The organism is Burkholderia sp. BCC1640 (assembly GCF_902833125.1).
GTDB classification, from domain to species: domain Bacteria; phylum Pseudomonadota; class Gammaproteobacteria; order Burkholderiales; family Burkholderiaceae; genus Burkholderia; species Burkholderia diffusa.
On record NZ_CADFEF010000007.1, the window covers coordinates 174,072 to 188,281 of the forward strand.

Genomic DNA, 14,210 nt, shown 5'->3' on the forward strand with positions numbered 1-14,210 from the left:
ATCCCGCTCCCGACGGGAGACGGCACGGCCGACAGTGGTTGGGCGAGCTTCACCCGGGCCACCGGAATTCGGAATATACGCGACGAATCAAAGGAATAGCAACAAAAACCGCATGATCGAACCCCAATTAAACGCATGCTCTGATCTGGTGCTGTTTTATTGGGGACGTATCGTTTTGGTGCAAAAAGAAGCGGCGCCCGCAGCGCCGCCTCGTGATCCGCCTTTCCCGCGTTATTGCTGGATCGGCGGGGTGTTTTCACGCACCTTTCTGGGGCGTCCGCGCGGCAGCGGCGACACGCGGCGGTTCGCGGTGCGCGCCGCCCACTCGCGGTAGTTCTCGCCGCCGAGCACCCAGCCCTTCAGCGTCGCTTGCTGGAGCTGGTCGGCCTGCCGCTCGTCGAGCGGCTGCTCGCAGAGCTCCTTGTACGCACGCTGACGATCGAATGGCGTGTTGCCGAGTGCCCAGTAGAGCGGATGGTCGGTGATCAGGCTGTCGACGGTGAGCCCGACGTGGTGCCGATAGCTCGACCAGCGATAAGCGTCGGCCGTCGCGACCAGCTGCGAGCGCACTGGGCTCATCTCGACCACGCGGCTCGCGAGCAGGAAATAGCGCTCGCCTTCGATCACGGTCGCGCGATAGCGGCCTTCCCACAAAGTGCCGCGACGCGAATAACGTCGGTTGAAATGCGCGACGTAGCGGCGACCGACCGCCTGCATCGCCTTCGGCAGGCTTGCCTCGTCGCTCGGCGTCACGAGGAGCTGCACCTGACGCGGAAGCAGCACGTAGGCATGCACCGAAAGGTGATGATCGCGTGCCGCGGCCTTCAGACAATCGATGAAGAGTTCGTAGTCCTGGTCGTCGACGAACGCGGGTTGCTGATCCAGGCCGCGCAGTATCACGTGCTGCGGCTGGTCGGGAACGTAGAGTCGTGCTAACCGTGCCATGCTGAATGTCCGTTTGAACGCGTTAGGAAATACCCGAAGGTCCGAAATTGCGCACCTGCGTAGAATGCCAATCCCGGCGGGGCGCGGAAGCGTACGGTCGTACTAATCCTAGGGTGAAAACTCTAACTTACGAGCTTGTTTGGTTTTAAACGCAGTCGTCATAATGAGCACGCCTTAGATCGGAGGAGACACAATGAAACGAAAACTGGCCATTACGGGGGCTGCAGCGCTCGCATTCACGTTTGCGAGCGGTGCAGCACAAGCACAATCCGCAGGTGATTTCTACGTCAGCACCGGCTGGTTCCACCTGTCGCCGCAGGACAGCAGCGATCCGCTGTTCCTGTACCGCGTCGGCGGCACGCCCATCAACCAATCGATTCCCAACACCGGCGCCGGCATCAACGACGCCGATACGCTTGGGCTCGCCGCTGGCTACTTCGTCACCGACCACATCTCCACCGAGCTCGTCATGGGGATACCGCCGAAGTTCGACATTACCGGCAAGGGTCAGTTCGAAAAGTTCGGCGTACTCGGCCGTGCGTACCAGTGGAGCCCCGCCGTCTTGCTTCGCTATCACTTCAACGACGCCAACGCGAAGTTCCGTCCGTATGTCGGCGTCGGCGCGACGTATGTCTGGTTCACCGGCGCAAAGATCACGAACAGCAGCTTCGAGAACGGCGTGCTCGGCGGCCCGACCAGCGCCACGACCAGCAACCAGTGGGCGCCCGTGCTCAACGCCGGCTTCACGTACAACTTCACGAAGCACTGGTTCGGGGGCCTGTCGATCTCGTACATCCCGGTCAGCGTGACCGCGACCTTCACGACCGCCCGCCGGACGCCGGTCGGCACCCTGACCGAAACGTCGAAAGCGAAGATCTCGCTCAACCCGATCGTCACGTACCTGAACGTCGGCTACCGCTTCTAAGCGTAGTCGAATATTTGGGGAATGGTTAATCCTGCTGCAATTTGTAGCGGATTTTTCGTGACGTAACGTCTCCTCGACGCAAAACGCCCCGGCGGAAATCCCGCCGGGGCGTCGTTTTTTTGTCTCAGGGTTTTCCCGCATCCACCATCGCGCGGGACCGGTCGCTACGCGATGTCGTCCAGTGCATCGGGGCCGATCAGGTCGATCCGGTCCGTGCAGACCGCATCGACGCCCCAGCGCACGAGTTCGCGCGCCCGGGCGAGGTCGTTGACCGTGTAGACCAGGATGCGCAGCCCAGCCGCCTTGATCGCGCGCACGAGCGGTTCGTCGAGCGTCTTGTGGCTCGCATGCAACGATACGCAGCCGAGCGCGCCGACGACCTGCGCGTGCCAGTCGTCCGGCACCGCTTCGTACAGCATCCCGCGCGGCAGCGCCGGTGCGCTTTCGCGCGCCTGTTGCAGCGCGTCGAACGAGAACGACGACAGCAGCGGCGGCACGGCGGCGCCGTGCCAGTACGCGGCCGCATCGGCCGCCACCCGCCGCCCCGTGTCGCGCTCGCGGCCCGGGCACGGCTTGATCTCGACGTTCGCCGCCAGCCCGTGCGCGATGCAGCGCGCCGCCGCCGCCTCGAGCGTCGGCATCCGCTCGCCCGCGAAACGCGCGTCGAACCAGGCGCCGGCGTCGAGCGCGGCCAGCGCCGCGTAGCGCATGCCCGCTGCCGGCCCGCTGCCGTTCGACGTGCGGTCGACCGTGTCGTCGTGCAGCAGGAAGCTCACGTCGTCGGCGGACAGCTTCGCGTCGAACTCGACCATCCGGTGACCGCGCCGCGCGCCTTCGTCGAACGCGGCAAGCGTGTTCTCCGGCGCGAGCGTGCCGCCGCCGCGATGGGCGACGACGCGCGGATAAGGCCAGTCGGTACGGAAAGTCATCGTGCGCCTCTCAGCGGGTGCGTCAGGGTCAGCCGGCACGCTTGCCGGTCTCGGGATCGAAGAAGTGCAGCCGATGCGCGGGCAGCGCGGCGGCCAGCGCCGTGCCGCGCGCGGGACGATCCGCGTGCGGCAGGCGCACCGCGACGTCGTGGTTGCCCCAGCGGCCGTGCGCGAGGTTGTCCGCGCCGAGCAGCTCGCACGAGTCGACCGGCAGCGTCGCCTGCGCGACACCCGGCTGCGGCGTCATGTGCTCCGGCCGCACGCCTAGCACCCAGTCGCGCCCCGGGGCGATCGCGGTGCCGATGCCGGGCGAGCCGGCAACCGGCAGCGCCGGGCCGCCGCCCGCGACCGTGAACGTCGCGCCATCCTCGGACAGCCGGCCGTGCATCAGGTTCATCGCCGGCGAGCCGATGAAGCCCGCGACGAACACCGTCGCCGGCTTCTCGTACACGTCGACCGGCGCGCCGATCTGCTCCGCATAGCCGCGGTTCATCACGATCACGCGCTGTGCAAGCGTCATCGCCTCGATCTGGTCGTGCGTCACGTACACGCTCGTCGTCGCGAGCCGCGCATGGAGCCGCTGGATCTCCAGCCGCATCTGCACGCGCAGCTTCGCGTCGAGGTTCGACAGCGGCTCGTCGAACAGGAACACGGACGGCTCGCGCACGATCGCGCGCCCCATCGCGACGCGCTGCCGCTGGCCGCCCGACAGCTCGCGCGGCCGCCGCGCGAGCAGCGGCTCGAGTTCGAGGATCTTCGCGGCCGCGGCCACCCGCGCGTCGATCGTCGCGCGCTCGATGCCGCGGATCTTCAACCCGTAGCCCATGTTCTGCGCGACCGTCATGTGCGGATACAGCGCGTAATTCTGGAACACCATCGCGATGTCGCGATCCTTCGGCTCCAGCGCGTTGACCACGCGCTCGCCGATCGCGATCTCGCCGTCCGTCACCGTCTCGAGCCCCGCGATCATCCGCAGCAGCGTCGACTTGCCGCAGCCCGACGGGCCGACCAGCACGATGAATTCGCCGTCGGCGATCTCCACGTCGATGCCATGCAGCACATGCTGCTTGCCGTCGTAGGATTTCCTGACGCCCTTCAAGCTCAGCGCAGCCATACCTGGTCCTTCTCCCGGTTACCGTCCGTGGTTCATTTCTCGGAATCGACGAGGCCGCGCACGAACCAGCGCTGCATCGCCAGCACGACGACGAGCGGCGGAATCATCGCCAGCAGCGTCGCCGCCATTACGTATTGCCACTCGGTCGCGGCGTCGCCGCTCGCGATCATCGTCTTGATGCCCACCACCGCCGTCGACAGCGACGCCTCCGTCGTGATCAGGATCGGCCACAGATACTGGTTCCAGCCGTAGATGAACGTGATCACGAACAGCGCCGCGATGCTCGTCTTCGACAGCGGCAGCACCACGTCCCAGAAAAAGCGCAGCGGCCCCGCGCCGTCGATGCGCGCGGCGTCCATCAGCTCGTCGGGCAGCGTCATGAAGAACTGGCGGAACAGGAACGTCGCGGTCGCCGACGCGATCAGTGGCAGCGAAAGCCCCGCGTACGTGTTCGTCAGGTGCAGCGTCGACACGACCTGCACGGTCGGGAAGATCCGCACCTCGACCGGCAGCATCAGCGTGATGAAGATCAGCCAGAACGCGGTGTTGCGGAACGGAAAGCGGAAATAGACGATCGCGTACGCGGACAGGATCGACACCGCGATCTTGCCGACCGCGATCCCGAGCGCCATCACGAGGCTGTTGACGAGCAGCCGGCCGAACGGCGCCGTCGTGCCGCCGCTGCCGTGCCCCCAGATGTAAGCGATGTTCTCCAGCAGGTGCGTGCTCGGCACCAGCGACAGCGGGATCGTGAACACTTCCTGCGCGTTCATCGTCGCCGCGCAGAACGCGACGTACACCGGAAACACGATCAGCACAACGCCCGCGATCAACACCGCGTGGCAGAACAGGTCGAAGCCCTTGCGATTTTCGATCATGCGTATTGCACCCTGCGTTCGACGAAGCGGAACTGGATCACCGTCAGGCCGACGACGATGATCATCAGCACGACCGACTGCGCGCCCGAACTGCCGATGTCGAGGCCCTGGAAACCCTCCGTGAAGATCTTGTAGATCAGCGTTTTCGTGCTTTGCGCGGGGCCGCCGGCGGTGGCCGCGTCAATCACCGGGAACGTGTCGAAGAACGCGTAGACGAGGTTCACGACCAGCAGGAAGAAGCTCGTCGGCGACAGCAGCGGCAGCACGATGTTGAAGAAGCGCCGCACCGGCCCGGCACCGTCGATCGCCGCCGCCTCGATCAGCGAGCGCGGGATCGCCTGCAGCCCCGCGTAGAAGAACAGGAAGTTGTAGCTCACCTGCTTCCACACCGACGCGAGCACGACGAGGAACATCGCCTGGCCGCCGTTCAGCGCGTGATTCCACACGATGCCGCCCTTCGCGAGCGCATAGGTGACGAGCCCGATGCTCGGGTTGAACAGGAACGCCCACAGCACGGCCGCGATCGTCGGCGCGACCGCGTACGGCCAGATCAGCAGCGTGCGGTACACGCGCGCGCCGCGGATCACGCGGTCGGCGCACGCGGCGAGCAACAGCGACACGACGAGCCCGCTCACAGTGACGAGCGAGCTGAACACCAGCGTCGTGCGGAACGAGTCGAGGTACAGCGGATCGGCGAACAAGTGCGTGAAGTTCGCGAAGCCGACGAATTCACTCGACGTGCCGAATGCATCCTGCATCTGCGTCGACTGCCACAGCGCGACGCCGGCCGGCCACAGGAAGAATACGGCGGTGATCGCGAGCTGCGGCGCGATGAGCAGGTACGGCAGCAGGCTCGCGCCGAAACGGGAACGGGATTGCATCGCGGGCATCCGGTCAGGCGAAACGGGAAAGGAACCGCGCCGCCGGCCGCCCGCTCGCATATGCGACGCGGCGGCCGGCGGAACGAACGCGACGCGGGATCAGCCGCCCGACTTCTCGAAGCGGCGCAGCAGCTCGTCGCCGCGCGAGGCCGCCGAATCGAGCGCGTCCTTCGGCGACTTCTTCTGCGCCCAGACCTGCTCCAGTTCCTCGTCGACGACCGTGCGGATCTGCGGCATGTTGCCGAGACGCAGCCCCTTCGTGTAAGGCAGCGGCGGCTTGTTCATCATCTGCTTGATCGCGGTTTCCGCGCTCGGGTTCTTCGCATAGAAGCCCTGCTGGCGCGTGAGGTCGTACGCGGCCGTCGTGACCGGCAGGTAGCCCGTTTCCTGGTGCCACTTCGCGGCGATCGGCGGCGAGGCCAGGAACGCGAGGAATTTCGCGACGCCCTTGTAGGTCGCCGGATCCTTGCCGCCCAGCACCCACAGGCTCGCGCCGCCGATGATCGCGTTCTGCGGCGCGCCCTTCACGTTCGCGTCGTACGGCATCATGCCGGTGCCGTAGCTGAACTTCGCGAACTTCTGCACGTTCGCGAGCGCGCCCGACGACGTCGTCAGGATCCCGCAGTCGCCGCTGTAGAACTTCGCGGACGCTTCGTCCTTGCGGCCCGCATACGTGAACGTGCCGTCCTTCTGCATCTGCTGCAGGAACGCGATGTGTGCGATCTGCTGCGGCTTGTTGAATTCGAGCGCCGCATCGGTGCCGTCGAAGCCGTTGTTGCGGCTCGCGAACGGCAGCGCATGCCACGCGCTGTAGTTCTCGAGCTGAATCCAGCCTTGCCAGCCGGTCGTGAAGCCGCACGTCATCCCGGACTTGCGCAGCTTCTCCGCGGCGGCCTGCACGTCGGCCCACGTCTTCGGCGGCTGGTTCGGATCGAGCCCGGCCTTCTTGAACGCATCCTTGTTGTAGTACAGCACCGGCGTCGAGCTGTTGAACGGCATCGACACGAGATGGCCCGTCTTCGCATCGCTGTAGTAGCTCGCGATGGTCGGCACGAACGCCTTTTCGTCGAGCGGCACGCCGGCCTGCTTGAACACGTCGTACACCGGCACGACAGCCTTCTTCGCCTGCATCATCGTCGCGGTGCCGACTTCGTAGACCTGGAGGATCGCCGGCGCGTTGCCGCTGCGATAGGCGGCGATGCCCGCCGCGAGTGCCTGGTCGTAAGTGCCCTTGAAGACCGGCACGATCTTGTAGTCGCTCTGCGATGCGTTGAACTGCGTGGCGAGTTCATTCACGCGCTCGCCCAGCGCCGACTCCATCGCATGCCAGAACTGAATCTCCGTCACGGCGAACGCCGCATGCTGCACACCGAACATCAACGCGCCGCCCAGCGCGATCGAGCGAATCATGGTCCCCGCGGGCTTCTTCTTCATCGACCTCTCTCCTATGAAAACGTTACCAACAGCGTGTGCAACATTCCCGTCGCCATTGAACCGGCGAAGTCTAGTGATCGTTTGTGACAGTCAGTTGTCGTTGATGACGAACAGGCGCTGATATTCCTTCAGTGCGAAGCGGTCGGTCATGCCGGCGATGTAGTGCGCGACGAGGCGCGGCTGGTGCGCGTCGTCGTCCGACTGGTAAGGCGGCGGCAGCAGGCGCGGATCGTCGATGAACGCGTCGAACAGCCCGGTGACGACGCGCTGCGCCTTGTTCGCCATGCGCATCACCTTGTAGTGGCGATACAGGTTCTTGAACAGGAAACGCTTGAGGGCGGCCGCCTGCGCGGCGATCGCCTCGCTGTGCGCGACGAGCTGCGGCGCGGCGCGCACGTCGTCGAGCGACGCGGGCGCGACGCGCGCGAGATTGCGCGTGGTCTCGTCGATCAGGTCGACGATCAGCGTGTTGATGATGCGGCGCACCGTCTCGTGGACGAGGCGGCGGCCTTCCAGATGCGGGAATTCGGCGAGCGCGGCGTCGTAGTGGCGTTGCCACAGCTCGACTTCGGCGAGCTGCTCGATCGTGATCAGGCCGGAGCGCAGGCCGTCGTCGACGTCGTGGTTGTTGTACGCGATTTCGTCCGCGATGTTCGCGAGCTGCGCTTCCAGCGACGGCTGGCGGCCTTGCAGAAAGCGCTCGCCGAGCGCACCGAGCTTGCGCGCGTTCTCGCGCGAGCAGTGCTTGAGGATGCCTTCGCGCGTCTCGAAGCACAGGTTCAGGCCGTTGAACGCGCCGTAATGCTCCTCGAGTTCATCGACCACGGCCAGGCTCTGCAGGTTGTGCTCGAAGCCGCCGTGCTCGCGCATGCACGCGTTCAGCGCATCCTGCCCGGCATGGCCGAACGGCGTATGGCCGAGATCGTGCGCGAGCGAGATCGCTTCGACGAGATCCTCGTTGAGCCGCAGGTTGCGCGCGACCGAACGCGCGATCTGCGCGACTTCGAGGCTGTGCGTGAGGCGGGTACGGAACAGGTCACCTTCGTGATTGACGAAGACCTGCGTCTTGTATTCGAGCCGGCGGAACGCGGTGGAATGAACGATGCGGTCGCGGTCGCGCTGGAATTCGGTGCGCGCCGCCGGCGGGGTTTCGTGATGGCGACGGCCGCGCGACTGCGACGCGTGGGCGGCATACGGAGCGAGATGGGCTTCCAGCGCCGCCAGCGTCGGCGGCTCGGCCGGCGCCGCGACGGATGCGCGGCCGGCTTTGGACGGTTTGCTGCTGGATGTCTCGCTCACGTCTCCTCCATGTCAGGGGCGCCGGGGCATCCGGGGCGCCGTTATCGGGTTGTCTGCGCCAGCGTGGCGAACACGGCTTCGTCGGGTGCCTGGGTGATCAGCGTATCGCCGAATCGCTTCAGCAGGATGAACTTGATCGCACCGGCTTCGGCCTTCTTGTCGACGCGCATCAGATCCATGTAGCGCGCATCGCCGAGCGCCGGCCCGCGGACCGGCAGGTGCGCGGCGGCGATCACCGCATCGAGCCGCTGCCGCGACGCTTCGTCGAGGAGGCCGAGCCGCACCGACAGGTCGCCCGCCATCACCATCCCGCAGCCGACCGCTTCACCGTGCAGCCACTCGCCGTAGCCTAGCCCGGCCTCGATCGCATGGCCGAACGTATGGCCGAAATTCAGGATCGCGCGCAGCCCGCCTTCGCGTTCGTCGGCCGCGACCACGCTCGCCTTGATCTCGCACGAGCGCTTCACCGCATGCGCGAGCGCGGCGGGCTCGCGGCGGTTCAGCGCATCGACGTTCGCCTCGATCCAGTCGAAGAATGCCGCATCGGCGATCGCGCCCGTCTTGATGACCTCGGCCACACCGGCCGCCAGCTCGCGATCGGGCAGCGTGGTCAGCGCGCCGATATCGGCGATCACGGCCTGCGGCTGGTAGAACGCGCCGATCATGTTCTTGCCGAGCGGGTGGTTGATGCCCGTCTTGCCGCCGACCGACGAATCGACCTGCGACAGCAGCGTCGTCGGCACCTGGATGAACGGCACGCCGCGCATATAGCACGCGGCGGCGAAGCCGGTCATGTCACCGATCACGCCGCCGCCGAGTGCGACGAGCGTCGTCTTGCGGTCGGCGCGCTCGGTCAGCAGGCCGTCGAAGATCAGGTTCAGGGTTTCCCAGTTCTTGTAGGCCTCGCCGTCCGGCAGCACGACCGTCGAGACGCGCTTGCCGAGCGGCGCGAGCGCCGCGCGCAGCGCATCGCCGTAGAGCGGATCGACCGTCGTGTTCGTGACGATCGTGACCGACGAACCGGTGATGTGAGGAGCGAACAGCTCGGTGCGGCCGATCAGGCCGGCACCAATGTGAATCGGGTAGGCGCGGTCGCCCAGATCGACGTTGACGGTAATCATGCTTGTAGCGGCTTGGCGACGACGCCTGCCAGTTCGAGTTGCATCAGCACCATGTTGACGAGGCCGTTGACCGACGGACGGCCGGTCTCGATGATGAAGTCCGCGCATTCGCGGTACAGCGGGTCGCGGACTTCGTAGAGCGCTTCGAGACGCGCCTTCGGATCGTCGGTCTGCAACAGCGGGCGGTTCTTGTCCTTGCGCGTGCGCAGCCACAGATCGTGCGGATTGGCGCGCAGATAGATGACGATGCCGTTGCCTTTCAGGCAATCGCGATTTTCGGGGCGCAGCACCGCGCCGCCGCCCGTCGCGAGCACGATGTTCTCGCGCTGCGTCAGATCGGCGATCACCTGCGATTCGCGATCGCGAAACCCGGCCTCGCCCTCCATCTCGAAGATCACCGGAATGCGCGCACCCGTGCGGGCCTCGATTTCGTGGTCGGAGTCGAAGAACGTCCTGTCGAGCCGGCGCGCGACCGCACGGCCCACGGTGGTCTTACCCGCTCCCATAAGGCCGACGAAAAATACGTTTGCGTGTGGGTCCCGCGCTTGCAACGGCTTCCTCTGCTTGAATCTTGCTGGTGTGTGGCGCAGCTTACTGGCAAAGCGGCTGCCTTGTCGAGCCTGCGCCACCGGCTTCCGGCCCCGTTTTTCCCGCATCCGCGTCGCCCGCGCCGGCCGTTTCGCAACGCGCGCCGACGACCGTCGGCGTGATGAAGACGACCAGTTCGTTGCGCTGGTCGCGCCGCGCGCGGTGCCGGAAAAGCGCGCCCAGAACCGGTATTTTGCCCAAGAGCGGCACCCGCGTCACATCGTCCCGGTTCAACTGCTCGTAAATCCCGCCGATGGCGACCGTTCCGCCGTCCTCGACCTCGACGCGCGTCTGGACGTGCTTCGTATGAATCGCCGGGCCGGCCGCCGTCGGCTCGCCGATGCTGTCCTTCGTCACGTCCAGATCGAGCACGACGCGCCCGTCGGGCGTGATCTGCGGCTCGACCTCGAGCTTCAACGTCGCGCGGCGGAACTGCACGCCGCTCACGCCGTTGCCGACTTTCGCCTGATACGGCAGCTCCGAGCCCTGCTCGACGATCGCCTTCACGCGGTCGGCCGTCACCACGCGCGGGCTCGAAACGATCTGGCCCCGGCCCTGCGCCTCGAGCGCGCTCAACTCGACGTCGAGCACGCGGCTGAGCGGCGCGGCGAACAACGTGAAGCCGGCCGTCGCCGCCTCGAAGCCGCCGAGCGGTCGCGCGGCCAGGTCGAGCGCGTTGCGTGTGTCCGTCACGGTCGCCGCCCCATCTGCAGCGGGAGCCCGCCCCTGGGCGCGCAGCGCGACGCGTGCGCCAAGGTTGCGCGAGAACCCCTGCTCGCCCTCGACGATGCGCGCCTCGATCCGGACCTGCCGCGACGGCCGGTCGATCGCGTCGATCAGGCCCGCGATCTGCTCGATGCGCGGCGCCAGATCGGTGACGAACAACAAGTTCATGCGCGGATCGGCCGCCGCGGCGCCGCGCTTCGACAGCAGGCGCTGGCCGGTCGCCCCGGCCAGCAACCGCTGCACGTCCTGCGCACGCGGGTAATGCAGCACGAAGGTTCGGCTCGCGAGCGGCTCCAGCTCGGCCGCGCGTGCGTGCGTTTCGAAGCGCTCGCGCTCCCGCGCGGCGACTTCGGCCGCCGGCGTGACCCAGATCACGTTGCCGCGCCGGGACATCGCCAGCCCGTGCGTGTCGAGCAACGTATCGAACGCATCGCGCCAGCGGACATTGTTCAGACGTAATGTCACGGTGCCGCGCACCTGCTCGCCGACGACGATGTTCAGCCCGGTGAATCGCGCGAGCGCGTCGAATGCGGCCGCGAGGCCGGCGCCCTGTAGATTCAGCGAGATTCGCCGTGCGTCGTCCGCATCGCCGGGGTGCCGCGCCGCGGCGTCGCTCATGCGCGTCGGCGGAGGCAATGGAACCGGCGGCCCTTCCAGCTGGGGTAGCGGCTGCGGAGTGTTCGCCTGAAGCGCTGCGCGCGCCGCCTGGTCGAACGGCAGTGGACCATCGTGCGCGGGCGCGCCACCGCTCACGCCGTCCAGGCCGTCGGGCACGCCCTGCGGCAGCGGCGTGTCCTCGGCATACGCCCGTATCGCCCCGATCGGCCAGCCGGCCGGCGGCAAAGGCGGTAGCGCCGCGTCCACGGCGGCCACGCTCGACCCGGCCCAGAATGCGATCACCCACCATCCATACTTCGTCATGAGTGGCCTCCGTCGTCCACGGCGAGCCGGCGTGCGCCATCGGCCGTCGCGACCGTCACGGCACCGGTTTCGACGCTCACCACACGCGATACCCCGAACGCCTCACCCGGCGCAACGGTCGCGAATGCGCCATCGCCGGCGTCGAACAGCGCAAGCCCGGTGCGTGCGTCGCGAATGGTGCCGGCCAGGCGCGGCGTCATATCGTCAGCCACCGTCGGCGAACCGGCTCCGCCGAATGGATCGTCGCTCCGCGCGCCGGCAAGCACCGCCTCCGCGCCATCCGGAACCCGGCCCCCCGACAGCGCCGGAAACACGTCGATCGTCATGTCCACCCGCGACGCGGGCGGTTTCCTCTCGATATGCAGCCCGGACGGCACCACCAGCACCGGGAAACTCGCCAGCCCGCCCATCAGGCGCAGCAGCGCCGGAAAACCGCCTTCCGCGACGATCCGCACCGTGCGCCGGCCATCCGGCGCCGCATCGTCAGTGCGCCGCGGTTCGATCGACACAACCCGCAGTCCGCTTCCTCGAACCACGTCAGCCAGCTCCAGCATCAGCGCGGGCCACCCCGGCGCAGGCGGTGAGCTGGCGTCGTGCCCGGCAGCCGGGCCCATATCGCGCCGCGGCGCGGCGGCCGCGAGCAGCCGTTGTGCGTCGGCGGCCCGTATTTGCGCCGTTGCCAGCAATGCATGACTGCGTGCGAGTCCGCTTCCATCGACGGCATTCATCAGATAAACGCCCACGCCCATCACGAACGCGAATGCGAGCGCGCAACCAACGGTGTGCATGGCGGCCGGCGACATCCGCGTCACGCGGCCAAGCCACTCGACGCCGTCAGGCATGGACTGATGCACGATCGCCGTCATGAGCCGCCTCCCGTTGCCGTCTGTCGCGGCGGCGCGTCGTGCCAGCGCACCTGCACGGAAAAACGAAACGGCACGACCGAACCCGCGACCGGCGTGGCCGAAGCCGGTGTCAGCGCACCGATGTCGAAGCGCCAGTCGCGCTGCTCGGCCGCGATGCGTGCGAGCCACCGCGCGGCCGTCCGGTAACTCGTCGCGCGCGCGTCGAGCTCGGCACCGGACGATGTCGTACGCAATGCGTCGAACTGAACCGTGTCGTCGCGCACCTGCGCCAGCGTAGCCAGCAGTCCGGCAACGCGCCGATACGGCGCGGCAAGCACGGCCGCTCGCGCATCGCGTTGCGCGAGATCGGCTGCCGCGCCGGCGGTGCGCCGTGCGGCATCGACCTGCGGCTGCAATTGCCGCAGCCGCGCCTCCACTCGCGTGCGCTCGGCATCCACGCGCCATCGCCACGCTGTCGCCACCCCTGCCCAGAGACCGGCCCCGAGTGCGCCGAGCACGATCGCCGCCCCGCATTGCGCGGCACGGCGGCGCCGCAGCGCCTGCGCCAGCCGCTCACGGTATGGCAGCAAATTGAAGCCCCCGAGCGCGGCATGGCCGGCGGCAGCCCGCCCGAACCCCATATCGACGATCATTCCCACACCCCGCGCAGCGCCAGCCCGACCGCGAGGGCAAACGTCGGACCGCCCGGCGCGCCGGCGGGTACGCCCGGCAGACCGTCCCATCCGGTGCAGTCGAACGGCACCACGGCCGCCCCGAGCGCATCGCCGATATCGGCGGCCGACGTGTCGCAGCGGGCGATGCAGCGCTCGTCGCCGGCCACGAGCACGCAGCGCACCGGCTCGAACTCGCACTGGCGCAATGCGTCCGGCAACGCCGCCCGCACGTCGCCGGACAGCGCGAGCACCGGTGCGGCGATCGCGCCGTCAATCCGCCAGCCGCGCACGCCCGTGTCGTTGAACCAGAATGCGGCATACGGGCCGTGCGCGTCGGGCTCGAACTGCGCGGCATAGCGCAACGCGCGCAGCGCGGCAGCCGACTCACCGTCGACGGCCGTCAGATCGATGCCGGCCTGCGCGGCCACGTCGATCCGCCGCTCGAGCAATGCCTGCGGCGCCACGGCGACCGCAATCTCGCCCCGGCACGCGTCGTCGTCCTGCCGCCAGTCGAACGCGAGGTCGTCAGGTGCCAGCCCCGAGATCCGTTCGGCCGCCTGCCGGGCGGCGTCCGCGATGTCGTCGCGCCCGGCCAGATCGAGCGTCGCGGTCTGCATCTCGTCATCGCGCAGCGCCATCACGCCGCGCGCGTCGCAACGCACGCCCGCCGCCGACAGCCGCGACACCGCCGCCGCCAACGCACGTGCGACCGCAGCCCAGCGCGCGTCCTCCGGCCCGCCCGCCAGTCCGACCGGCTCCCGCTCGAGTCCTTCGACCCGCACGTCCGCAGCCCGGCCGCGCCGGCTCAGCACGGCCACCCTCACCTCGTCCGCCCCGACGTCGATGCCCGTCGAGCGGTGCCTGCCCGGCGCGAACCGCGCCGCCCATCGTCCTGCCATCCCAGCCTCCCGCGATCGTCGCGGCCCACGC

The 14,210-nt window shown here is 67.8% G+C and carries 14 protein-coding genes; 1 reads left to right on the plus strand and 13 read right to left on the minus strand.

The window, feature by feature from the left end; all coding sequences use genetic code 11:
• Positions 1-231: 231 nt before the first annotated feature.
• Positions 232-945 carry a transposase gene (locus tag HWX25_RS10490; RefSeq protein WP_059467849.1) on the minus strand — a complete coding sequence of 238 codons (714 nt, stop codon included), beginning with the start codon at positions 943-945 and terminating at the stop codon, positions 232-234.
• Between the two features lie 193 nt (positions 946-1,138).
• Here HWX25_RS10490 and HWX25_RS10495 point away from each other — a divergent pair, with 193 nt between their 5' ends.
• Positions 1,139-1,870 (plus strand): OmpW family outer membrane protein, encoded by a 732-nt coding sequence (locus HWX25_RS10495; RefSeq protein ID WP_175908457.1) that lies wholly within the window; start codon positions 1,139-1,141, stop codon positions 1,868-1,870.
• 164 nt (positions 1,871-2,034) lie between these two features.
• Here the strand turns inward: HWX25_RS10495 and ugpQ are convergent, their stop codons facing one another.
• The 12 genes from ugpQ to HWX25_RS10555 all read right to left on the minus strand — a co-directional run bounded on the left by ugpQ (position 2,035) and on the right by HWX25_RS10555 (position 14,179).
• Positions 2,035-2,799 carry a glycerophosphodiester phosphodiesterase gene (gene ugpQ, locus HWX25_RS10500; protein WP_175908458.1) on the minus strand — a complete coding sequence of 255 codons (765 nt, stop codon included), beginning with the start codon at positions 2,797-2,799 and terminating at the stop codon, positions 2,035-2,037.
• Positions 2,800-2,827: 28 nt separating this feature from the next.
• Positions 2,828-3,913, minus strand: a complete 1,086-nt coding sequence (locus HWX25_RS10505; protein WP_175908459.1) for a sn-glycerol-3-phosphate import ATP-binding protein UgpC — start codon at positions 3,911-3,913, stop codon at positions 2,828-2,830.
• A gap of 32 nt (positions 3,914-3,945) precedes the next feature.
• Positions 3,946-4,791, minus strand: a complete 846-nt coding sequence (gene ugpE / locus HWX25_RS10510) for a sn-glycerol-3-phosphate ABC transporter permease UgpE (protein ID WP_059820880.1) — start codon at positions 4,789-4,791, stop codon at positions 3,946-3,948.
• Positions 4,788-5,672, minus strand: a complete 885-nt coding sequence (gene ugpA, locus HWX25_RS10515) for a sn-glycerol-3-phosphate ABC transporter permease UgpA (RefSeq protein WP_057924841.1) — start codon at positions 5,670-5,672, stop codon at positions 4,788-4,790. Before ugpA ends, ugpE begins: the two co-directional genes overlap by 4 nt.
• A gap of 99 nt (positions 5,673-5,771) precedes the next feature.
• Positions 5,772-7,106 (minus strand): sn-glycerol-3-phosphate ABC transporter substrate-binding protein UgpB, encoded by a 1,335-nt coding sequence (gene ugpB / locus HWX25_RS10520; protein ID WP_059820879.1) that lies wholly within the window; start codon positions 7,104-7,106, stop codon positions 5,772-5,774.
• 90 nt (positions 7,107-7,196) lie between these two features.
• Positions 7,197-8,405, minus strand: coding sequence for a deoxyguanosinetriphosphate triphosphohydrolase (locus HWX25_RS10525; protein WP_175908460.1), 1,209 nt, complete (start codon positions 8,403-8,405; stop codon positions 7,197-7,199).
• A 41-nt stretch (positions 8,406-8,446) separates the two neighbouring features.
• Positions 8,447-9,526 (minus strand): 3-dehydroquinate synthase, encoded by a 1,080-nt coding sequence (gene aroB / locus HWX25_RS10530; protein ID WP_059692381.1) that lies wholly within the window; start codon positions 9,524-9,526, stop codon positions 8,447-8,449.
• Entirely contained in the window at positions 9,523-10,077 is a 555-nt protein-coding gene (locus HWX25_RS10535; protein WP_082750778.1) for a shikimate kinase, read from the minus strand. The genes aroB and HWX25_RS10535 overlap by 4 nt, the downstream gene beginning before the upstream one ends.
• Positions 10,078-10,117: 40 nt before the next feature.
• Positions 10,118-11,761, minus strand: a complete 1,644-nt coding sequence (gene pilQ, locus HWX25_RS10540) for a type IV pilus secretin PilQ (protein WP_175908461.1) — start codon at positions 11,759-11,761, stop codon at positions 10,118-10,120.
• Positions 11,758-12,627: a pilus assembly protein gene (locus HWX25_RS10545; RefSeq protein WP_175908462.1), complete on the minus strand. Its 870-nt coding sequence runs from the start codon at positions 12,625-12,627 to the stop codon at positions 11,758-11,760. The genes pilQ and HWX25_RS10545 overlap by 4 nt, the downstream gene beginning before the upstream one ends.
• Positions 12,624-13,259, minus strand: a complete 636-nt coding sequence (locus HWX25_RS10550; protein ID WP_175908463.1) for a fimbrial protein — start codon at positions 13,257-13,259, stop codon at positions 12,624-12,626. The genes HWX25_RS10545 and HWX25_RS10550 overlap by 4 nt, the downstream gene beginning before the upstream one ends.
• Positions 13,256-14,179, minus strand: coding sequence for a competence protein ComA (locus tag HWX25_RS10555; protein WP_175908464.1), 924 nt, complete (start codon positions 14,177-14,179; stop codon positions 13,256-13,258). The genes HWX25_RS10550 and HWX25_RS10555 overlap by 4 nt, the downstream gene beginning before the upstream one ends.
• Between the last annotated feature and the right edge of the window lie 31 nt (positions 14,180-14,210).

Coding starts and splice junctions, on each gene's coding strand:
- HWX25_RS10555 (WP_175908464.1), bottom strand. CDS start 14,179: ATGGCAGGACGATGGGCGGCGCGGTTCGCGCCGGGCAGGCACCGCTCG.
- HWX25_RS10505 (WP_175908459.1), bottom strand. CDS start 3,913: ATGGCTGCGCTGAGCTTGAAGGGCGTCAGGAAATCCTACGACGGCAAG.
- HWX25_RS10545 (WP_175908462.1), bottom strand. CDS start 12,627: ATGACGGCGATCGTGCATCAGTCCATGCCTGACGGCGTCGAGTGGCTT.
- HWX25_RS10495 (WP_175908457.1), top strand. CDS start 1,139: ATGAAACGAAAACTGGCCATTACGGGGGCTGCAGCGCTCGCATTCACG.
- ugpQ (WP_175908458.1), bottom strand. CDS start 2,799: ATGACTTTCCGTACCGACTGGCCTTATCCGCGCGTCGTCGCCCATCGC.
- ugpA (WP_057924841.1), bottom strand. CDS start 5,672: ATGCAATCCCGTTCCCGTTTCGGCGCGAGCCTGCTGCCGTACCTGCTC.
- ugpE (WP_059820880.1), bottom strand. CDS start 4,791: ATGATCGAAAATCGCAAGGGCTTCGACCTGTTCTGCCACGCGGTGTTG.
- HWX25_RS10550 (WP_175908463.1), bottom strand. CDS start 13,259: ATGATCGTCGATATGGGGTTCGGGCGGGCTGCCGCCGGCCATGCCGCG.
- pilQ (WP_175908461.1), bottom strand. CDS start 11,761: ATGACGAAGTATGGATGGTGGGTGATCGCATTCTGGGCCGGGTCGAGC.
- ugpB (WP_059820879.1), bottom strand. CDS start 7,106: ATGAAGAAGAAGCCCGCGGGGACCATGATTCGCTCGATCGCGCTGGGC.
- HWX25_RS10490 (WP_059467849.1), bottom strand. CDS start 945: ATGGCACGGTTAGCACGACTCTACGTTCCCGACCAGCCGCAGCACGTG.
- aroB (WP_059692381.1), bottom strand. CDS start 9,526: ATGATTACCGTCAACGTCGATCTGGGCGACCGCGCCTACCCGATTCAC.